This window comes from Sciscionella sediminilitoris (genome assembly GCF_000737195.2).
GTDB classification, from domain to species: Bacteria; Actinomycetota; Actinomycetes; order Mycobacteriales; family Pseudonocardiaceae; genus Sciscionella; species Sciscionella sediminilitoris.
The window spans coordinates 1-20,244 of the sequence record NZ_JALM01000011.1; the positions used below are offsets into that span (position 1 = coordinate 1).

Annotated in this window: 18 protein-coding genes; 8 read left to right on the forward strand and 10 right to left on the reverse strand. The window is 69.3% G+C overall.

The features are described 5' to 3' along the window. Window positions 1-168 precede the first annotated feature (168 nt). Genes AD72_RS05635 through AD72_RS05660 form a run of 6 tightly spaced genes read right to left on the reverse strand, consistent with a single transcriptional unit; the run spans window position 169 to window position 5,414 of the window. Entirely contained in the window at window positions 169-537 is a 369-nt protein-coding gene (locus AD72_RS05635) for an RNA-binding S4 domain-containing protein (protein ID WP_031465324.1), read from the reverse strand. A gap of 45 nt (window positions 538-582) precedes the next feature. After that, window positions 583-1,620, reverse strand: a complete 1,038-nt coding sequence (locus tag AD72_RS05640) for a dihydroorotate dehydrogenase (RefSeq protein ID WP_051898002.1) — start codon at window positions 1,618-1,620, stop codon at window positions 583-585. Further along, window positions 1,610-2,923 (reverse strand): MFS transporter, encoded by a 1,314-nt coding sequence (locus AD72_RS05645; protein WP_051898004.1) that lies wholly within the window; start codon window positions 2,921-2,923, stop codon window positions 1,610-1,612. Before AD72_RS05645 ends, AD72_RS05640 begins: the two co-directional genes overlap by 11 nt. Beyond that, window positions 2,920-3,657: an HpcH/HpaI aldolase family protein gene (locus tag AD72_RS05650; protein WP_031465327.1), complete on the reverse strand. Its 738-nt coding sequence runs from the start codon at window positions 3,655-3,657 to the stop codon at window positions 2,920-2,922. Before AD72_RS05650 ends, AD72_RS05645 begins: the two co-directional genes overlap by 4 nt. Continuing rightward, on the reverse strand, window positions 3,654-4,508 hold the full coding sequence (locus tag AD72_RS05655) for a cupin domain-containing protein (protein ID WP_031465328.1): 855 nt from the start codon (window positions 4,506-4,508) through the stop codon (window positions 3,654-3,656). Before AD72_RS05655 ends, AD72_RS05650 begins: the two co-directional genes overlap by 4 nt. Before the next feature lie 6 nt (window positions 4,509-4,514). Continuing rightward, window positions 4,515-5,414, reverse strand: coding sequence for a DUF6282 family protein (locus tag AD72_RS05660; RefSeq protein WP_031465329.1), 900 nt, complete (start codon window positions 5,412-5,414; stop codon window positions 4,515-4,517). 171 nt (window positions 5,415-5,585) lie between these two features. Between AD72_RS05660 and AD72_RS05665 the strand changes: the two genes are divergently transcribed. Then, entirely contained in the window at window positions 5,586-6,929 is a 1,344-nt protein-coding gene (locus AD72_RS05665; RefSeq protein WP_031465330.1) for an MFS transporter, read from the forward strand. A 14-nt stretch (window positions 6,930-6,943) separates the two neighbouring features. Further along, the gene (locus AD72_RS05670; RefSeq protein ID WP_231644737.1) at window positions 6,944-7,726 is read left to right on the forward strand and encodes an IclR family transcriptional regulator; all 783 of its coding nucleotides are present in this window, start codon (window positions 6,944-6,946) and stop codon (window positions 7,724-7,726) included. Here AD72_RS05670 and AD72_RS05675 read toward each other — a convergent pair. Then, window positions 7,713-8,726: an ArsR/SmtB family transcription factor gene (locus tag AD72_RS05675; RefSeq protein ID WP_031465332.1), complete on the reverse strand. Its 1,014-nt coding sequence runs from the start codon at window positions 8,724-8,726 to the stop codon at window positions 7,713-7,715. The two genes, AD72_RS05670 and AD72_RS05675, sit on opposite strands and share 14 nt — an antisense overlap. Window positions 8,727-8,953: 227 nt before the next feature. Between AD72_RS05675 and AD72_RS36355 the strand changes: the two genes are divergently transcribed. The 4 genes from AD72_RS36355 to AD72_RS05690 all read left to right on the forward strand — a co-directional run bounded on the left by AD72_RS36355 (window position 8,954) and on the right by AD72_RS05690 (window position 14,075). Then, window positions 8,954-9,118, forward strand: coding sequence for a hypothetical protein (locus AD72_RS36355; RefSeq protein WP_156365055.1), 165 nt, complete (start codon window positions 8,954-8,956; stop codon window positions 9,116-9,118). A gap of 81 nt (window positions 9,119-9,199) precedes the next feature. Next, complete coding sequence (locus AD72_RS05680; protein WP_031465333.1) at window positions 9,200-12,256, forward strand: lantibiotic dehydratase; 3,057 nt, start codon at window positions 9,200-9,202, stop codon at window positions 12,254-12,256. Beyond that, window positions 12,253-13,497, forward strand: coding sequence for a lanthionine synthetase C family protein (locus AD72_RS05685; protein WP_037344952.1), 1,245 nt, complete (start codon window positions 12,253-12,255; stop codon window positions 13,495-13,497). The genes AD72_RS05680 and AD72_RS05685 overlap by 4 nt, the downstream gene beginning before the upstream one ends. A 116-nt stretch (window positions 13,498-13,613) precedes the next feature. Continuing rightward, the gene (locus tag AD72_RS05690; RefSeq protein ID WP_156365056.1) at window positions 13,614-14,075 is read left to right on the forward strand and encodes a hypothetical protein; all 462 of its coding nucleotides are present in this window, start codon (window positions 13,614-13,616) and stop codon (window positions 14,073-14,075) included. Between the two features lie 34 nt (window positions 14,076-14,109). Here AD72_RS05690 and AD72_RS05695 read toward each other — a convergent pair whose 3' ends face one another. Further along, entirely contained in the window at window positions 14,110-15,537 is a 1,428-nt protein-coding gene (locus AD72_RS05695; RefSeq protein WP_031465336.1) for a short-chain fatty acyl-CoA regulator family protein, read from the reverse strand. Window positions 15,538-15,712: 175 nt separating this feature from the next. On the opposite strand from AD72_RS05695, the gene aceA reads away from it, so the two are divergent. Continuing rightward, the gene (gene aceA, locus AD72_RS05700; RefSeq protein WP_031465337.1) at window positions 15,713-16,978 is read left to right on the forward strand and encodes an isocitrate lyase; all 1,266 of its coding nucleotides are present in this window, start codon (window positions 15,713-15,715) and stop codon (window positions 16,976-16,978) included. Between the two features lie 12 nt (window positions 16,979-16,990). Further along, a complete protein-coding gene (gene aceB / locus AD72_RS05705) occupies window positions 16,991-18,598 on the forward strand; it encodes a malate synthase A (protein ID WP_031465338.1) in 1,608 nt (535 codons plus the stop codon). Between the two features lie 43 nt (window positions 18,599-18,641). On the opposite strand, the gene AD72_RS05710 is transcribed toward aceB, so the two are convergent. Next, window positions 18,642-19,073, reverse strand: coding sequence for a MaoC family dehydratase (locus AD72_RS05710; RefSeq protein WP_031465339.1), 432 nt, complete (start codon window positions 19,071-19,073; stop codon window positions 18,642-18,644). After that, complete coding sequence (locus tag AD72_RS05715; RefSeq protein ID WP_031465340.1) at window positions 19,070-20,242, reverse strand: MFS transporter; 1,173 nt, start codon at window positions 20,240-20,242, stop codon at window positions 19,070-19,072. Before AD72_RS05715 ends, AD72_RS05710 begins: the two co-directional genes overlap by 4 nt. Between the last annotated feature and the right edge of the window lie 2 nt (window positions 20,243-20,244).

Consider the following 20,244-nt stretch of genomic DNA (forward strand, 5'->3'; position numbering starts at 1 on the left):
TTCAAGGGGAAGCTCAGATGAGGAATTCCAGTGTCCTTTTCGGACACTCGGTAAGCGGTTGGCGGTGTAGGCCGTGCGCGAAAGTTCGGCGGCTTCTGCGTGCCCCGAAGCTGTCCAGCCACCCGCGCAGTTGCGTCTCGATACCGGGAGTTCACTCACCTGCCGCGGCTATCCGCGCTGATCTCCGCGCAGCCGGTCGAGCTGGCGGCGGTCCCGTTTGGTGGGCCTGCCCGCCCCGCGTTCCCTGCGGGCGACCGGTGTGGTGTCCACGGCCGCCGGTTTCGGGGTGCGGTCGATCAGGCAGCCGACCGCCACCGAGGCTCCCACGCGCTTCTGGATGACCCTGACCACCTCGACGATGACGGTCCGTCCGTTGATCCGGGCCCGCACCTCGTCACCCGGGGTGACCGTCGCACCGGCCTTGGCGGGCTGGCCGTTGATCTTGACATGCCCGCCCCGGCACGCGGCGGCGGCGATCGGGCGGGTCTTCGCCAGCCGCACCGCCCAGAGCCAGCGATCGATACGGACGGATTCCACCGGCCGACGATACGACGAAGACCGCGGGCCGCACAACGCGGGCGGTTACATGTCGCCGGTCTCCCATGGCCGCACCGGGGCCGGGTTCTCCGGGATCTCCGCATAGCCACGCGAACGGCGCGCGGCGAGCCCGATCATGCCGCGCACATCCGGGTACCCGGCCGCGGTCAGCACCTCGTCCAGCTCACGCACGCATTCGGCGAGCACTTCCGGCCCGCGCAGCAGGATCGCGCTCGCCAGTTGCACCGCGCACGCACCGCTGAGCAGGAAACGGGCGATATCGCTGCCGTCGCGCGCGCCGTTGGTGCCGATCAGCGGGGTTGTCCCGGCGGTGAACGCCTTCGCAGCCCAGTACAGGCTCACCGGAAGCATGCCGGGACCGCCGACCGCACCCGCCGAACCGAGTACCGGTTCCCCGCTCCCGATATCCGGCCAGAACCCGGTGAACCGCCCGATCATGGTGACGGCATCCGCCCCGGACTCGCGTGCCGCGCGGGCCAGCGCCAGCGGATCATCGCTCTGTGCGGGCAGTTTCACGATCAGTGGCACATCCAGTCCGGCGCGGACCGTGCGCGTGTAGTGCGCGACCAGTTCCGGGCCGGTGAGCTGGCGCACCGCACCCGCCTCGCGGCCGTGCGGGGCACCGACGTTCAGCTCGACCGCAGAGGTCACCGCACCCAGTTCGCGCGCGATCCGGGCCGCGGGTTCGGCCTCGGCCACGGTGATGCTGCCGATCAGGTGCGCGCCAAGGGAATCGGCGTGGGCGCGCACCCGTTCGAGCATGGCGAGCCAGTCGTCCAGGCTGTCCTGGACGAGCCCGGAGCGGCACAGCAGGGTCTCACCACCGGACTGGGACCCCCACTCGACCCGGGCGCCCTCCCGGTCGAGCAGGGCGTACTCGGCGATGTTCAGCTGGCGCGCGGCCGCCGGGGATTCGTTGACCGATTTCGCCACCACCGCGCCCGCTCCGGCGTCCAGGCAGGCGCGCAGCCCGCGTTCATCGATGGTCGCCTCGCAGGAGGCCGCGATGACCGGGTTCTTCAAGGCGAGCGGCCCGATCGCGGTGGACAGGTCAGTGGTCAACGGTGCTCCCTTTCTGCGGCCGTTCCCCGGCCGGTTCGGCCGCGAGGTGATCGGTCCCGGTGCGATAGCGGATCACGAGGACACAGGCGGCGGACAGTACCGCCATGGCGGCCAGGTACAGCGCGACGGGCAGCGTGTCCCCGCCGCTGCTCAGCGCGACCGCGATGAGCGGGGCGATACCACCGCCCAGGATCCCGGCGAGCTGGTAGCACAACGAGATCCCGGTGAACCGCACCGTGGCGGGGAACAGCGCGGCCGCGAAAGCTGGCAGCGGCCCGTAGATCAGCGAGCGGCCGATGTTGTAGAGGATCATGCCCAGCCACAGCAGTCCGACGACCCCGGTGTCGGCGAGGCTGAACAGTGGCACCGCGAGCAGCGCGCTGACCACGGTTCCCGCGAGGATCACCGGGAGCCTGCCGCGCCGGTCGGCGAGCATGGCCGCCAGCGGCAGCGCCACGATCTGCACCACCGCGACGAGCATGGTCCCGGTGAGCAGTTCGCCGGAGCGGTAGCCGAGCTGTTTGGTGCCGTAACTGGTGAGGAAGGTGGTGGACAGATAGAACCCGGTCAGCGTGACCACCATCGCCCCGGTACCGAGCAGCACCGCGGCCCAGTGCTCGCGCAGCACCGTGCCCAGCGGCAGCCCGACCGGTTTCGCGCGTTCCCCGGTGACCGGCGCCTCCTCGATGCGCGAGCGGACGAACTGGCCGATCGCGATGAGGAAAACCGAGAGCAGGAACGGGATCCGCCAGCCCCAGCTGTGCATTCCGGGCCCGGAGATCGCCTGCACCACCGCGAAGACCCCGGCGGCGAGCAGCAATCCGAGCGGCGAACCGATCTGGGTGAAGGAACCGTAGAAGGTCCGCCGGTTCGCCGGGGCCCGTTCCACGCTCAGCAGCGCGGCCCCGCCCCATTCCCCGCCGACCGCGATGCCCTGCAGGAAACGCAGCAGCACCAGCAGGATCGGGGCGGCCACGCCGATCGTGCCGTAGTCCGGTAGCAGCCCGATCAGGAAGGTGGATCCGCCCATCATCAACAGGGTCAGCATCAGCACGTATTTGCGCCCGATGCGATCCCCGAGATGACCGAACACGATGCCGCCGAGCGGGCGGGCGATGAACCCGATCGCGAACGTGGCGAACGCGGACAGGGTCTGAGCGGTGGGACTCAGCGAGGGGAAGAACAGGTCACCGAGCGCCAGCGCGGCCGCGGTGCCGTAGATATAGAAGTCGTACCACTCGACCATGGTCCCGATCAGCGAGGCGAACGCGATCCGGCGCAGCTGCTTGGCATCGGTGCTCACTCCGCGCCCCTGAGCCGTTCCAGCAATCCACCCGCGGCCTTGGCGAGCATTCCGGTGTCGTTCGAGACGAGCGCGAATCCGCAGCCGTCCTCGATCGCGGCGGCGACCGGTGGCGCGTCCCCGAAGGCGATACCGCACGGTTTGCCCGCCGCCTTCGCCTCCCGGATCGCGTGCCCGATCAGTTCCCGCACGACGGCGTCGTCCGGGGTGGTGCCCAGGGAAAGGGACAGATCGGCGGGACCGACGAACACGGCGTCCACATCGGAGAGCGCGAGGATGTCCGCGGCCGAACGGATCGCCTGCTCGCTCTCCAGCTGCGGGATGCACAGCGGTCGCTGCGCGTAGTACTCCGCCGCGGGCCGCAGTCCCCAGCGACCGGCCTTGCTCGTTCCGCCCGCGCCGCGGTCACCGTCCGGGGGAAACCGCATCGCCCGGCAGACCGCGCGCGCCTGCTCTGCACTGTCCACTTTGGGCACCAGCACCCCGTGTGCCCCGGCGTCCAGGATTTTCTGGATCATCGACGGCGTGTGGTCGGGCACCCGGACGAGCGGGGTCAGCCCGAGCGCGGCCGCGCTGTTGATGAGCCGGTAGGCGGTCTCCAGGCTCAGCGGCGCGTGCTCCAGGTCGACCACGACGAAGTCGAATCCTGCGTGTGCGAGGATTTCCACCGGTTCCGGGGCGGGGATCTTCAGCCAGGTCCCGATCGGGGCCGCCGCCTTGTCGAACATGCTCATGGCTGCGGGTACTCCTCGGCGTTGAGCACCCAGCCCGGTTGCGCGGAGAAATCGGCGCGTGGCGGGGAGAAGATGTCGATGAGCTGATTGCGCCCGGCCCCGGTCGCCGCGGTGGTGTGCACGGTCGGCGGCGGGATCACCGCGACCGAGGGGCTGCCGACCGCGACGTGCTCGTCCGCGCGCCAGTTCCGCGAGTCCGCCGTCCACGGGGTGCGGATGTGGTGCAGGAATTCACCTTGCACGGCAAGGGAAAGCTGCTCGAAGTCATCGTGGTGATGCGGGGAGAGCTTGGCCGGATCCCGCGGGCCGTCCCCGGGCGGGAGGAAGTTCACCATGAACGCGCGGGTGCGGAAGATACGCCCGAACCGTTTCGGGTCCTCGGGAATCCCGGCCAGTGGATAGGCGCGCAACCGGTGCCCGCCCTCGGGTTCGGGCCACGGCCGCAGCGGCGCGACCCGCGGATGCGGTTCGGCATAGGAGGCGGCGTTGACGGCCTGTTCCGCCCAGCCGGGTTCATCGGCCTGGATCAACCGCACCAGCTCCCCCGCACCGAGCGGGCGGATCTCGGACTCTCCCGGCGGGATCGCGATCAGTCCCTGCCCGCGCAGGCTCACGGTTTCCCCCTGCGCGCGCACCTCGGCCGCGGAGTCCTCGTGCACCAGCAGCAGCACGTGTTCGAAGCGCAGGTTCCCGGACCAGGCCTCGTTGCTGCCCGCCACGATCACGTTCTGTCCGCGCACCGCCCAGGGTTGCGCGGATCCGGTGAAGTCGTGGTACTCGGGCGCGGCGATGGCCTCGGCCGAGGAATCCGATGTGGACAGTGCGGAACGCGGATCATCCTTGGTGTACATGCGTGCTCACTCCAGCCCGAGAAGGTAGGCCGGGTTGTCACAGGTCATCAGCCGCAGTTCCTTCTCCGGAAGGCCGAGATCCAGCAGCGATCCGCACACCCGCAGATAGGCGTCCACCGGCTTCGGATTCGAGGCCTGGCCGAGGTCCGAGGAGATCACGGTGTGCTCCGGACCGACCTTCTCGATCCAGTCGAGCAGGATCTTCGGGTCCCAGTGCATGTGCCCTTCCGGGTCGTACATACCGACCTCGTGCTCGATGAACGCGCCCATCCGCACGTAATCGAGGCACTGCTCGGGTTCCGCGCCGATCACGAAGTTCGGGTGGTTCACGATGAGCCTGCGGATTCCCTTGTCCCCCGCGGCCTCGAACAGGGCCCGGATGTCCTGCGGGTACATGTGCCCGCCGGAGAGCAGCGCCCCGGTCTCCGCGATCACGTCCAGGATCTCGAACACCTCGGGGCGCAGTTCCCCGTTCTCGCCGTGGATGTCGATGCGCTCGCAGGTCAGCGGCACGGTCTCGGTGGGGAATCCGTCGCCCTCGTGGTGGCATTCGATGTGCCTTCCCGAGGACATCGTCGGGAACCAGACCACCTTGCCGCCCATCCGCAGCGACATCCGCACGGCGTGCGGGTTCAGTCCGCCGACGAAGCTGTTGAGCGCGATCCCGCCGTAGACCTCGGTGCTCAGCTCGCGCAGTCGCGGCGCCATGGCGAGCACATCCATGACCGTGTTGTGGTGGTGGGATTTCACCACCATCGCCCGCATCCCGAGGCGCTCCTGCGCGTCACGGGCGGCCTCCACGTGGTCGAAGCGGCGGGGAAACGGGCTCGGCCCGGAGTGGCAGTGCAGGTCGACGGCACCCTCGAGCACCTTGGCGACGGCATCGGCTTGAGACGACTCTGTCATCGAACGCTCCTCCTTGATGTTCGTATAGCAGGATGCATGTTCGCGATTCGAACGTCAATATCGAATCCGACCGTTGCGTCCATCGGATTCCCTGCCTATCGTTCGCTATGGAGACTCTGTATTCGTAGTGTGAACATTCAATGGCGAGCTCACCGCAAGGAGTCAGAACCGATGAACGAGCTCACGCGAAGTCCCGGAGCGGTCGCCACCGACCGGAGCAAGGCGCGCACCGCGATCCGGGCGGGAGTACTGGCCTACTTCGTCGACCAGTTCGACATCTATCTGCCGATCCTCGCGCTCGCCCCGGCGACCGTGTACTTCCAGTCGAAGGGGATCAGCGCGAGCGCGGCCGCACTGCTCGACGCGTTCGTGTTCGCCTCCACGCTGATCGCCCGCCCACTCGGTGCCGCGATCTTCGGCCACTTCGCGGACACCAAGGGCAGGCGGAAATCCACTCTGGTCGCGGTGGCCGGGTTCGGCATCGCCACCGCGCTGATCGCCGTGCTGCCCGGCTACGCGGAGATCGGCTTCGCCTCGGCGGGTTCGCTGATCGCACTGCGGTTCATCGGCGGGATCTTCCTCGGCGGGGAGTACAGCACCGCGGTTCCCCTCGCCATGGAATGGAGTCCGCGATCGCGGCGCGGGCTGGTCTCCGGGCTGATCACCTGCACCTCGCCCGGTTCCTACGCACTCGCCGGTGCGCTGACCCTGCTGCTGCTCTCGGTCATGCCCTCGGCGGGTGTGGATTCGGCGTACGTGCAGTGGGGCTGGCGGATCCCGTTCGCGATCGGCGCGCTGCTCTCCCTCGTGCTGTTCCGCTCCTACCTCAAGGAGGTCGACGAGCCGCGGACCACGCGCACCAGGCGGGGCTCCCCGCTGCTCCTGCTGCTGCGCGGACGGCACCGGGCCGCGCTGCTGCAGATCTTCGTGCTGATGACCGGGACCTGGCTGGCCACCAATGCGGGAATCGCCGTGCTGCCGGGGCTGCTTTCCTCGCACGTCGGGCTCAGCAGCGCGCAGGTCTCGATCGCGATGATGATCGCCTCCGCGGTGGTCGCGGTGTGCTACCCCCTGTTCGGGATGCTGTCCCAACGGATCGGGCGCCGCCGGTTCTTCCTCGGCTACGGGGTCGCCGTGGTGGTGATCGGCGCCCCTTCCTATGTCCTGGCGATGAGCGTCAGCGCGATGGGTCCGGTGATCCTGGCCTGCTGCCTGGTCGTGGTGTTCACCATCGGCACTTTCGGCCCGATCGCGGCCTATCTGACCGAGCGGTTCCCCTCCGAGGTGCGCGCGAGCGGCTACGGCGTCGGGTACAGCCTCGCGCTGATCCTGCCCGCCTTCTACGCGGTCTACCTGAACGGGCTCGGCGCGGTGCTGCCCGCGCACCTCACCCCGGTGGTGCTCGTGGTCGTCGGCGGAGTGCTGATCAGCACCGGTGCCCTGCTCGGGCCGGAAACCAGGCACGTGGTGATGGAGCAGGAACACACCGCTACCGTTGAGCGAGGACACGAATGACGAGGGAGCTCCCAGTGACGCGTGAGATCGAGGGATCGGTGTCCTCCGGCGACATCCAGGCGGTGAGCAGGGTCGGTCAGATCCTCGGCCTGTTCTCCGTGGAGAACCCCACCACCACGGTCGCCGAGGCCGCCGAACAGCTCGGCCTCAACCGCAGCACCACGCACCGCTACTTCACCTCCCTGGTCACCGCCGGACTGCTGGAACGCACGAGGGAACCCTCGAGCTTCGAACCGGGCGGGCTACTGCTCCAACTCGGCGCGGCGGCCCTTGCCCGGCGGCGGGTGCTGGACATCGCGCCGCCGTTTCTGCGCAAGCTCTGCCAGTCCACCCACCTGACCACGGTGATCAGCCTGTGGGGCTCGTCCGGGCCGGTGGTGTCCCGCACCGAGGAGGACAACACCCGTTCGGTGCTGGTGACCGTGCGAGTGGGCACCCAGCTGGGCCTGCGCTCGGCACAGGCGAAGATCTTCCTCACCCACCTGCCCGATCAGCTCCGGGTCGAACGCCTGCTCGGCACGCTCTCCGCGGACGAGCGCGAGGAACTGGACGCGGATCTGGACGAGGTCCGGCGCACCGGACTGGCGAGCGATCACCTGGTCGACTCCGGCATCACCGCCCTGGCCACCGGGGTGTTCGACGAGTACGGCGTGTGCGCCACGATCGCCCTTGTCGGCACCGTGCGCACGCTTCCGCTGGACGAGGCGACGGCTATCCGGGAGGAGCTGATCCGCACGGCCGGCCAGATCACCGAACGGATGGGCGGCACCGATCCGGTCCCCGTTAGGACGGGGTGACCTGCTGATCCTGCGGTGCCCCGTGGTGGCGGCGGCGCAGCAGCCCACTGCCGAGCGGGGTCACCGTGTGCCGCACCGCGGTACCCGTGCGCTGGGTGCTCAGCAGTCCCGCCGCACGGAGAATGCCCGCGTGATAACTGGCCGAAGCCGGGGACACCGCGCACTGCCTGGCGAGTTCGGTCGTGGTGCAGCCCGGCCCGACGGCCATGAGCACCCTGGCGCGGGTGGCGCCGAGCAACGGGGTCAGCGCGGCGAGCCCGTCCTCGGAAGCGGCCGCGGGCGCGCTCATCCGGGTCTGGGTGCGCACGATGGGGTACACGAGCACGGGGCTCAGCGTGTGATCGGCGAGGGTCGTCGGGCTGCCGTGACAGAAGAACGAGGGCACCAGCCGCAATCCCCGCCCGTTGAGGTGCAGATCGCCGGAGACGTGCGAACCGTGCAGTTCGAGCACCGGGGCCCGCCAGGTCAGCGCGGGGTGCAGGGTGCGCAGCATTCCGCTGGTGCCGTCCCTGGCCATGTCCCGCACGGTGATCTCGCGGTCCTGGCGGATCTCCGCCTCGATCTGCGCCCAGTACGGCTCCACCGCGGTGCGGTAGTAACCGGCCAGGATGCGGATGAGTTCGGCGAGCGCGGCCCGGCAACTGCTGGCCAGTAGTTCGGCCCAGGCGGGGAGTGGATGCTGGTTCGCGAGCAGCCGCAGATCGGCTCGCACCCGGGACGGCGGGGTGCACAGTACGGCTTCCAATCCCGCGGAGAATCCGTTGCTGTCGTGTTCCGGGGTGAGGAAATCAGCCGAGTAGCCCTTCGGCGGCGCGAGCGCGAACAACCGCCGCACCTCCGGTGCCCGTGGTACCTGGGACCGCCAGTGCCGGAACAGTGCCTCCTCACCGGTGCCCTGCAGTACGTGCAGGCTGAGCAGCAGCTCCCACATCGGATCGGGTGCGGAAGCGATGGTGAGCCGGGCCAGATCGTCGGTAGTGAAGTGAATGCGCAGCGTCATCTTCGCGGACGAGTCCTCTCGGCTAAGGGCCGTTTCCCCTGTTTTACGAGGCAGTGCGCCGATTCTAGCCGCCGGAACCGATCCGGTGGTGCTGTTTCCCCAAGCTGTGTGAACCGGACGGCACCAGCTTTTCGAGCGAGATGGAAAAGCTTGGCAGCGGCGCTCCGGATGCCGACCATCGGTCCTCGTTCGATTCATTTCCCGGATTCAGCGTAAAGGAGTTTTCCATGACCGCTGCTCTCGAAAGCCCGTCGGCAGCACGGCCGGACACCGAGCTCGATCATTTCGATCTCGATGCCCGCATCGTGCTCAATCCGGACGAGCTCCGCCCGGTCAATCTGAGCACGGACACGCATCTGACCCAGTGCACGAGCTGTCCGACGATCTGCTGACTCTGCTGTCCGCGGCCATTTCTCCCGCCGTGTCCGCACGGTGGGAGAAATGGCCAGCCACCTCGAACCGGATTGGTGGAGATGTCCCTTTTCTCGGCCGGGAACACGATGTATCTGCGCGCCTCCGCGCTCCCGCGGGATCGCGCGGCCGGGCTCGCACGGGTCCCCGATCCGGCCGAGGGGGACGAACGCGCCGCCCTGACCGCGATCCTGCGCGAGAGCACGGCCGATCCGGTGGTGCGCGAAGCACTCGAGGTGTCCAGTGACTCGCTCGCCAGGATGCTGCGCCGGGTGGACAACGGCGCACCGGTGGGGATCGGGCAACTCCGCCGCGCCACCTTCGCCGCCTGCCGTTATCTGCTGCGGATGACCGGGAGGCCGACCCCGTTCGGGCTCCTGGCCGGGGTCGCGATCGGGCACTTCGCCGAACACACCCGGGTCACCGGCACGACCGAACACCGCAAACGAGTGCGCCCGGACGGCGAATGGCTCGGTGGCCTGCTCGGTGACCTGGAAACCCGTCCCGAGGTGCTTCGTCACCTGCGGGTGTGCGTGAACGATCTCTGCTACGAGCGCGGCGGCCGGTTCGTGCTCCCGTACACGCCGATGGACAAGACCGCCGATTCGCGCACGAGCGAGAAATCGGTGCGAGCGACTCCCCCGGTGCGGATCGCCCTGGCCGCCGCACGGGAACCGATCACGGCGGTCGAGCTCACCGAACGCATCGGGGCCGCCTATCCGGACACCGGTACCGCGCGCATCGAAGCGTTACTGGCCGAGCTGGTCGCGCACGGGCTGCTGTGCACCGAACTGCCACCGCCGCCGCACGAGACCGATCCGCTGAGCCACGCGGTCACCGTGCTCGACCGGACCCCGGCACCGGAAGCGGCCGGACTGCGCGCCGTGCGGAAACTGTTCGCGGAGTTCGCCGAATCCCCGCCCGGTGCCGGGCGTGCCGCCCGCGCGGCGGCCCGGACCGCGGCACGGGAACTGCGCCCGGAAAGCACCGCCTCGCCGATGCAGGTGGATCTGCGCCTGGCCACCGAAATAGCGCTCCCGCACGGAATCGCGCGCGAGGCGGAGGCCGCGGCGACCGCCCTGCTCCGGATGTCGCCCGCCGACGGGGTTCCCGGATACCTGGCCGAATACCACACGCATTTCCTGGACAGGTACGGAACCGGCGCGATCGTTCCGGTGCGGGAAGTGCTCGACCCGGAACGCGGAATCGGGCCGCCCGCGGGATACGTGCTCCCCGCGGAGAGCCGCTGGCGCCCGCCCGTTGCGGAGCGGGACACCGCGCGCGAGGAGCGGATCGGTGAGCTTGTTTTCCGGGCACTGCGCGGAGACGACCGGATCCTGCTGGACGCGGACACGATCACCGCGCTCGAACCGGACGGTCCGCTCGCCCCGCCACCGGCCACCGCGGAGCTGGCCTTCGGCCTGCATGCCGAATCCACCGCGGCGCTCGACCGCGGCGATTTCCTGCTGCAGTTCGCCCCGGCCATGGGGCAGCACGCCGGGGCGATGCTCGGCCGGTTCGCCTATCTGTTCGAGGACGGAGCGGAACGGCTCGCCACGGTGCTGGCGCCCGAGTGCCGGGATTCGGCCACCGTGCAGCTCGCCTTCCAGCCCGCTGGTGGCCGGCTGTCGAACGTGACCAGGGTGCCCGCCGTGCTGGACCGGACCCTGACCATCGGCGGGTTCGCCGAGCGCGCCGCGGAATCCGTGCTCGGCCTGGACGAGATCGGGATCGTCGCCGGACCGGACGGGCTGCGCGTGGCATCCCTGCGCGATCGGCGCCTGCTCACCGCGCTCACCCCGCATATGCTGGATCCGCGCAAGCGCGCCCCGAACGCGGCGCGGCTGCTAGGCGACATCAGCGCGGCCGCCACCCGCACCCTGCGCGCCTGGGACTGGGGTGCGCTGCAGTGCCTGCCGCACCTGCCCCGCGTGCAGCACGGGCGCACGGTGCTGGCGCCCGCGAGCTGGCGCCCACCCGCACGGCTCGCGGATGCGGTGCGGGAATCCGCGGAGTGGGGACGCGAACTGGACCACTGGCGCGAGCAGGCGGGCGTTCCGGACCGCGTGCACGCCAAGCTCGCCGATCACAGCCTGCCGCTGGACCTGCGGGCTCCGCTGCATCGCCGGTTGTTCGCCGATGAACTGCGCCGCAAACCGGACCTCCTGGTCAGCGAGACGATCGGGGACGGCGATTCCCCGTTCGGCTGGCTAGGCGGGCACGCCAACGAGATCGTGATCCCGCTCGCGGCGAACACCCCGGAACCGGTCCCGCGCAGCGGATCGTGGACCCCGGCCAGCCCGCGCGCGGTCCGGCCACCCGGCGGGGACTGGCTCTACGCCAAGGTCTACAGCGGCCGGGCCCGGCACGACGACATCCTCACCGAACACCTTCCCCGGCTGCTGGACTCCGCTCGGTCCACAGTGGACCGATGGTTTTTCCTCCGGTACACCGATCCGGAGGACCACCTGCGCATCCGCATGCACGGGGAGCCCGCGACACTGCACCGGGATCTGTTGCCCGCACTGCATTCCTGGATGGCCGAGCTCCGCGCCGCCGGAGTGGCGAGGGCACTGGTACTGGACACCTACGAACCGGAGATCGACCGTTACGGCGGCCCCGCGGCACTGGACGCTGCCGAGCACGCCTTCCGCGCGGACAGCGAAGCGGTACTCGGGCTGCTTCGGGCACGGGACATCGAGACGTGTCCGGACATCGTGCTCGGCGCCGTCAATTTCACCGACCTGCTGCGCTGCCTGGAACCGCGTTGGGCGCACTGGTACGACGAGGTCCCGATCGAACACTACGACGGGATGTCCGGGCACGTCCGGCAGGCGGTGCGGCTGACCGAGTCCGTGCTCAGCCAGGACGCGGGCGAGCCGGGCACGATGCTGGGGCAGGTCATGGCGCGACGCCGCCCGATGTTCGCACGGTACGGGGAACGCCTGCGCACCACGGACCAGGACGAGCCACGCTTCCGGGCCACGGTCAACAGCCTGCTGCACATGCACCACAATCGGCTGCTCGGCGGCGATCGGGAGACCGAGAACCGGGTGCACGCGGTGACCAGCCGGATCGCCGCACACTACCGGGGCCGGGCCGCGGCGGCGCGCCCGTGACCGCGAGCCTGGCATCGGTGCTCGGCGCGCTCACCGAACGGCTCGCCGATCCCCGCATCGCGCCGGGATCACAACGTTCGCTGCTGGAACGCGAGGGCGGGCTCGCGCTGCTCTACGCCGAACTCGGCAGGCACGATCCGAAGGCCAGGGCGCTCGCGCACCGCCATCTCGCCGCGGCCAACCGGTCCCTGACCCCCGCTTCCCCGCACACCCTCTTCGACGGCATTCCCGCACTGGCCTTCGCCGCCCGTTGTGCCGCTCGGCAGGAGGGCGAATACGCCGCGCTGCTCGACGGGCTGGACAGCTCGGTCTTCGCGATCGCGCGGACCCGGCTGGAGGAGGAACGCCGTCGCCTGGACGCCGGGGAAACCCTGCACACCGTGCGTTCCTTCGATCTCGTCTCCGGGCTCACCGGGCTCGGGAGTTATCTGTTCCGCCGCGGCACCGGGGATGCGGAATCCCTGCTGCGCGAGATCCTGGCCTCGCTGGTCCGGCTGGTCCGCCCCATCCGGCGCGATGGCGTCAGGTTGCCGGGCTGGTGGGCCGAACAGGGCCCGGTCATCGGGCAGGAACATCGCGGCGGGCACGTGAATCTCGGTATGGCGCACGGGATCGGCGGGCCGCTCGCGCTGCTGGCCACCACCTGGACGGCGGGAATCCGGGTACCCGAACAGGATGCGGCACTGGCGGAAATCGTCGCCTTCCTCGTCGGATGGTCCGATGTGGACGGCAGCGCCCGGTTCTGGCCGCCGACCCTGACCCTGGACGGTGAGCGGCTCACCGCGAGCCCGCGCAGCCGGGAATCCTGGTGCTACGGCAGGCCGGGAATCGCCAGGGCCATCCAGCTCGCCGGGCTCGCACTGCACCGCGAGGACTGGCTCACCCACGCCCGCGAATCGGTGCGGGATCTGGCCACCCTGCCCGGACATCGCTGGGAAGTACGCGATACCGGACTGTGCCACGGCTGGTCCGGTCTGCTGCACGTGCTCGGACGGATGCAGCACGACGACCCCGGATGCGGCCTCGGCACGGTGCTCGACCGGATCGCCGGACGTGTTCTCGCCGAATTCGATCCCCGCATGCCGTTCGGCTACCGGCAACACTCCCGGCCGGGCGCCCCGCCCACTGACGAACCGGGTTTCCTCACCGGCGCCGCGGGTATCGCGCTCGCCGTGCACGCCTATTGTTCGGCTGAGCCGAAACCCGCGAGCGGCTGGGATTCGGCGCTGCTCGCGGGCTGAGGTTTCGCGGGTATTCCATGGAGCTCGAAAAGCTACCGGCCGGATCCCGTTCCGCCCTATGCTCGGCAATACCTTCACCAAATGGGGAATTCGATTCTCGACAGAATGGAGCATCCGTGTCTCGAACGAAACGCATTCTCGGGGTGGCCGCCTGCGCCGCCGCCCTGCTGGCCGGGCTTTCCGGACCGGCGCTCGCCGCGAACGCCCCGGCCGCACCACGGGTGACCGACTGCAATGGGGAGTGGCGCCCGGTCAACGACATCATCGGGGAATGGACCTCCCCGTGGTTCGGTTCCACCCCGAGCGTGGAAGGGCCGCGCAGCATCCAGTTCAAGGCACTCTCCGGACAGGTCATGACCCACGATGTGCCCGCACCGGGCGGCTGCCGCGCGGAGAACGCGAAATTCGCGACCGCCGCGCAGTACAACATCAAATCCTGCCTCACCGAAATCGCCTGCCAGGAAACCGGCTGGCAGAACTATCAGGGAAATGTTCCGGCCTATGATCACCGCTGGCCCAACAAGGTCGTCGGCTGGGACCCGAACGCGAACATGTGGATCGCCTTCGCCGATCTGTGAGACAGGCGGGCGGGAAGGCCACCTTCCCGCCCGCTCACTGCCGAGGGACGGCGGGATAGGGCACGAAGGTGCTGGTGTTCTCGTCCACGGTGAGCTGGTTGCCGATGGTGGGGAACGCACGCTGCGGGCAGGCGGGCCGGTCGCACACCTTGCAGCCCATGCCGATCGGGGTCGCGGCGGCGGGATCGTCGAGGTCGAGCCCGGTCGAGTACACCAGCCTGCGCGCGTACCGCAGTTCGCAGCCGAGCCCGACGCTGAACGTCTTCCCCGGGCTGCCGTGGCCGCCGATATTGCGGGACACGGTGCGCGCGATCCAGAAGTAGCGTTTCCCGTCTGGCAGCGCGGCGATCTGGGTGATGATCCGGCCGGGTGAGCTGAACGCCTGGTAGATGTCCCACAGCGGGCAGGCCCCGCCGACCCGGGAGAAGTGGAAACCGGTCGCGGACTGGCGTTTGGACATGTTGCCCGCCCGGTCCACCCGGACGAAGGAGAACGGGATCCCGCGTTCCTTGGGCCGTTGCAGGGTGGAAAGCCGATGGCAGACGGTCTCGAAACCGACCCCGAAATAGTCGCAGAGCCGCTCGATGTCGTACCGGTATTCCTCGGCCTTCTCCAGCACCGTGCGATAGGGCAGGATCAGCGCGCCCGCGAAGTAGTTCGCCAGCCCCACCCGGGCCAGAGAACGCGCGGCCGGACCCGAGAACGCCCAGGAATCGGCGAGCTCGTTGATCAGCTCGTCGTACTCGAGCAGCGCGATCTGGGCGGCCATCCGGAAAGCGCGCTGGCCGATCCGCAGGCTGGAGGCAAGGCGCAGCGTCTTGCTGCCCGGCTCGTACCGGTGCTGCTCCCCGCCGTCCGCTTCCACGGCCACGGTGTGCACCCGGATGCCGTAGTGCTCGCGCAGCAGATCCTCCAGCATGCGGTGGGTCTCACCGGGACGCAGGGACAGGGTGCCCGCCATCCGTTCGGCCCGCCGGTCGAGCTCACCGATGTAGTTCTCCCGCTCGTAGAAGAAATCCCGCACCTCCTCGTGCGGTAGCGCGGATCCGGCCGAGCTGCCATGCGTTCCGGTGCCGTTCTCACTGACCAGGGCCGCGGTGTTCTCCACGGCGTTGCGGTAACCGCGGTGCAGCCGGACAAGGGCCCTGGCGATGTTCGGCATATTGCCCGCCAGCTCCTTGAGCTCGGCACTGCTCGGCTGCACCCCGACGGCCTCGTCCAGCAGCGCCTCGCGGACATCGGCCACCAGCCGCGTGGTGTCCTCGCTGGCGAAGAACTCGGTGTCCACCCCGAAGGTCTGCGTGATGCGCAACAGCACCGGAACGGTCAGCGGTCGGGAGTTGTGCTCGATCTGGTTCAGATAGCTCGGCGAGATCTCCAGCAGCCGCGCGAGCTCGGCCTGACTGATCCGGCGTGCCTCGCGCAGGTGGCGGAGCTTGGCCCCGGCGTAGGTCTTGTCCACCGTGTCCTCCCGGTCCGTTTCCGCGAAGTCTAGCAAAGTTCACCTTCGCAAGATTTGCAAAACCGGGCGAGAAGATTCGCACATGTTGGCGAATTGGAGATATAGCAGCGAATCGTGCGCACTGCCATGCTCGGAGGCACGCAACCGGCAGTAACAGAATTCGCAAGGAGTGGACATGAGCGAACGCGGCAGTGAACTCGCCGAGCAGTGGCGCACCGATCCCCGGTGGCAGGGTGTCGAGCGCTCCTACACCGCCGAGGACGTGCTCAGGCTGCGCGGCAGCCTGGTCGAGGAGCACACCCTTGCCCGGCTCGGCGCGGAGAAGCTGTGGCGGCTGCTCCAGGACAACGACTACATCCACGCACTGGGCGCGCTGACCGGGAACCAGGCGGTGCAACAGGTGCGCGCCGGACTCAAGGCCATCTACCTTTCCGGCTGGCAGGTCGCCGCGGACGCGAACCTCGCCGGGCAGACCTACCCCGATCAGAGCCTGTACCCGGCGAACTCGGTGCCAGCCGTGGTGCGCCGGATCAACAACGCACTCGGCCGCGCGGACCAGATCGCGCATGCCGAGGGCAGCACCGATATCGACTGGTACGCCCCGATCGTCGCCGATGCCGAGGCGGGCTTCGGCGGTCCGCTCAACGCCTTCGAACTGATGAAGGGCATGATCGCGGCCGGGGCGGCCGGGGTGCACTGGGAGGACCAGCTCGCCTCGGAGAAGAAGTGCGGGCACTTGGGCGGCAAGGTGCTCATCCCGACCAAGCAGCACGAGCGCACCCTCAATGCCGCGCGGCTGGCCGCCGATGTGCTCGATGTGCCCTCGGTGCTCATCGCGCGCACCGATGCCCAGGCCGCGACCCTGCTCACCAGCGATGTGGACGAGCGGGACCGCAAGTTCCTCACCGGGGAACGCACCTCCGAGGGTTTCCACAAGGTGCGCAACGGAATCGAGCCGTGCATTGAGCGCGGACTCGCCTACGCGCGGTACGCCGACCTGCTGTGGATGGAGACCTCGGAGCCCGATCTGGAGGTGGCCCGCGCCTTCGCCGAGGGAATCAAGGCCAAGTACCCGGACCAGCTGCTCGCCTACAACTGCTCCCCCTCGTTCAACTGGCGCAAACACCTGGACGACGCCACGATCGCGAAGTTCCAGCGCGAACTCGGGCACATGGGCTACAAGTTCCAGTTCATCACGCTCGCCGGATTCCACGCGCTGAACCACTCCATGTTCGACCTCGCGAAGGGCTACGCGGCCGAGGGCATGCCCGCCTATGTGGACCTGCAGCAGCGCGAGTTCGCCGATGAGGAGCGCGGGTACACCGCAACCAAGCACCAGCGCGAGGTGGGCACCGGCTGGTTCGACCTGGTGGCCACCGCGCTCAATCCGGAGAGCACCACCACCGCGCTCGCCGGTTCCACCGAGACCGCGCAGTTCTAGGGGAGGTACACCATGCCGAGCACACTCGCGGGCAGTATCACGGTCAACGGCCCGAGCGGTGAGCGCTTCGAGGAGATCCTGACCCCGGCCGCCCTGGAGTTCGTGGCGAAACTGGACAATGCCTTCGCCGCCCGGCGCTGCGAACTGCTCGACGAACGCAGGCAGGCACGGGAGAAACTGGCCGCGGGCAAGCGCTCGCTGCGGTTCCCGCCGGAGACCGCACGGATCCGGGAGGACCCGGACTGGCGGGTGGCCGCCGCCCCACCGGATCTCAGCGACCGCCGGGTGGAGATCACCGGTCCGCCCGAGCAGAAGATGACCGTCAACGCGCTCAATTCCGGGGCGCGCGTGTGGCTGGCCGATTTCGAGGACGCCACCTCACCCACCTGGGCCAATGTCATCGGCGGACAGCGCAATCTCCACGACGCCATCCGTCGCGATCTCAGCTTCGTCAGCGAGAGCGGGAAACACTACGAGCTCGGCGCGAACCCGGCGGTCATCGTGCCCCGGCCACGCGGCTGGCACCTCGTGGACAAACACATCCGGATCGACGGACGCCCGGTTTCGGCGAGCCTGCTGGATTTCGGGTTGTACTTCTTCCACAACGCGCGCCGGCTCATCGCCACCGGCAGCGGGCCGTATTTCTACCTGCCCAAGCTGGAGAACCGGCACGAGGCGCGGCTGTGGAACGAAGTGTTCGTCATGGCCCAGGACGAGCTCGGCATCCCGCGGGGCAGCATCCGGGCCACCGTGCTGATCGAGACGATCACCGCCGCCTTCGAGATGGAGGAGATCCTCTACGAACTGCGCGAGCACGTCTGCGGGCTGAACGCGGGCCGCTGGGACTACATCTTCAGCGTCATCAAGAACCTCGGCGCGCGCGGTGCCGACTACGTGCTCCCCGATCGCGCCCAGGTGACCATGACCGTGCCGTTCATGCGCGCCTACACCGAGCTGCTGGTACGCACCTGCCACCGGCGCGGGGCGCACGCGATCGGCGGTATGGCCGCGTTCATCCCGAGCAAGGACCCGGAGGCGAACGAACGCGCGTTCGCGAAGGTGCGCCAGGACAAGCAGCGCGAGGCCGGGGACGGATTCGACGGTTCCTGGGTCGCCCATCCCGGACTGGTTCCGGTGTGCCGCGAGGTGTTCGACGAAACCCTTGGCAGTGCACCGAATCAGCTCACCAGGCAGCGTGCCGATGTGCGGGTGCGGGAAACCGATCTGCTCGCGGTCGCCGCGACCGCGGGCACCGTCACCGAGCAGGGGGTGCGGTCGAATATCGGCGTCGCGCTGCGCTATCTCGATGCCTGGCTGCGTGGCACCGGGGCGGCGGCCATCTTCGACCTGATGGAGGACGCGGCCACCGCGGAGATCGCGCGCTGCCAGCTGTGGCAGTGGATCCGCAATGCCACCAAACTCGAGGACGGCACCGTGCTGACCGAGGCCCTGGTGCGCGAGTGGCTTGCCGAGGAAATCGATGCGGTCGGCGCCGAGCTGGGCCCCGGCAACCGGCTCACCGATGCGCGCGCCATCCTGGTGGAGACGGCGCTGCAGGAGAAGCTGCCGAGCTTCTTCACCACGGCCGCCTACGCGAACCACCTGACCGAGATCGGCTGAACCGAGGCCGTGGCGGCACCGCGACCGGCGCCGCCACGGCTCGTCAGTCCAGTGCCGAGGTGTAGGTGCGGATCGTCCCGGTCAGCGCGGGGATCCCGTCGGCACGCAGCACGCGGGTGGCCAGCCGGCAGATCGGCTTGTCCGCGCGGACCTCGAGCACCTCCACCTCACCGGTGACCTGTTCCCCGATGCGCACGGGTTTCTCGAATCGCCATTCCACGCCGAGGAACACGGTCCCCGGTCCGGGCAGGTCCTGGGCGATGAGCCCGCTGATGATCCCGGAAAGCACCCCGCCGTGCGCGACGGTGTGCCCGAACACCGAGGCGGCCGCGGCCTGTTCGTCGAAGTGCAGCGGGTTGCGGTCCTCGCTGATCCGCGCCCAGGCCTCGGTGTCCTCCTGGGTGATCAGGTGGGTTCGGCTGGCGGTGTCGCCGATCTTCGGGGCGGAGTTGCGAGTGCTGGTCCACGCGGTCATGCGGTGCGCTCCTTCGGGATTCTGCGGTAGGCGAGCAGGGCGGTGATGGCGAACAGCGGGCCGATCGCGAGCACGAGCAGGGCCACGCTCCACGAGGCGTGTTCGGCGAGCACCGGCACCAGGTAGATGGTGGCCGCGGTGGTGACGTAGCCGAGCGCGAGTTGCAGCGATACCGCGCTGCCGACATAGCGCGGATCGGCGCTTTCGGTGACCATGGCGGAGAACTGGGCGGAATCGGCGATCACCCAGAATCCCCAGAACGCCCCGATGAGTACGATCAGCCAGCTCGGGAATCCGCCGCTGAAGGCGAGCACGACCGCGGCCGATCCGGAACAGGCGAGGCTGAGCAGCGCCGAGGGGGCGCGGCCGAAGCGGTCGCTGATCCGCCCGCCGAGCAGACAGCCGAGGGCACCGACCCCGATGCAGGCGAACGCGGCCAGCGCGGCCCCGCGCGCGGAGATCCCGGGCAGCCGGGCCAGGAAGGTGCCGATCCAGGCCCACATCGCGTACAGCTCCCACATGTGCCCCGCGTAGCCGAGATTCGCGAGCATCACCGGGCGGTGCCGGATCGCCCGGAATGCCGAGCGCAGCCGGAAGGTGGACACCGGGAACGGATAGGGCCCGGTGCCGCGCACGAACCGGACCAGCACGCCGCCCAGCGCGGTCAGCACCGAGGTGGCCACGATCACCACCTGCCAGCCGAGCCCGCCGGAGGCCTTGATCAGTTGCGGCGCCGCGGATCCGAGGGTGAGCGCGCCGATCATGATGCCCAGCGCCATCCCCCTTCCCGTGCGGAACCAGGAGGAAACCTCCTTGAGCGCGGGCGGGTAGACCGCGGCGAGGCAGGCTCCGGTGACCGCGCGCAACCCGAGAGCGAGCCCGAAACCGGGAGACCACAACAGGATCAGGTTCGCCAGCGCCGCGCACACCGCACCCCAGCTCATCAGGCGCCGCCCGGGTACCGCGTCCGCGAGCCCGGTCCCGGCGAGCAGCAGCGCGCCGAGCACGAAGCCGAGCTGCACCGCGATGGTCAGCAGTGCGGATTCGCCGCTGCTCAGCTGCCAGAGCACCTGCAGCTGGGGCACCACGAAGGAAGCGGAGAACCACACGCTCATCGAGGCGAAGGTGGCAAGGGCGATCAGGCACAGCGCGGTCCGGGAACGCGGCACGC

Coding starts and splice junctions, on each gene's coding strand:
- aceB (WP_031465338.1), top strand. CDS start 16,991: ATGCCGAGCACACTCGCGGGCAGTATCACGGTCAACGGCCCGAGCGGT.
- AD72_RS05710 (WP_031465339.1), bottom strand. CDS start 19,073: ATGACCGCGTGGACCAGCACTCGCAACTCCGCCCCGAAGATCGGCGAC.
- AD72_RS05665 (WP_031465330.1), top strand. CDS start 5,586: ATGAACGAGCTCACGCGAAGTCCCGGAGCGGTCGCCACCGACCGGAGC.
- aceA (WP_031465337.1), top strand. CDS start 15,713: ATGAGCGAACGCGGCAGTGAACTCGCCGAGCAGTGGCGCACCGATCCC.
- AD72_RS36355 (WP_156365055.1), top strand. CDS start 8,954: ATGACCGCTGCTCTCGAAAGCCCGTCGGCAGCACGGCCGGACACCGAG.
- AD72_RS05655 (WP_031465328.1), bottom strand. CDS start 4,508: ATGTACACCAAGGATGATCCGCGTTCCGCACTGTCCACATCGGATTCC.
- AD72_RS05660 (WP_031465329.1), bottom strand. CDS start 5,414: ATGACAGAGTCGTCTCAAGCCGATGCCGTCGCCAAGGTGCTCGAGGGT.
- AD72_RS05650 (WP_031465327.1), bottom strand. CDS start 3,657: ATGAGCATGTTCGACAAGGCGGCGGCCCCGATCGGGACCTGGCTGAAG.
- AD72_RS05680 (WP_031465333.1), top strand. CDS start 9,200: ATGTCCCTTTTCTCGGCCGGGAACACGATGTATCTGCGCGCCTCCGCG.
- AD72_RS05675 (WP_031465332.1), bottom strand. CDS start 8,726: ATGACGCTGCGCATTCACTTCACTACCGACGATCTGGCCCGGCTCACC.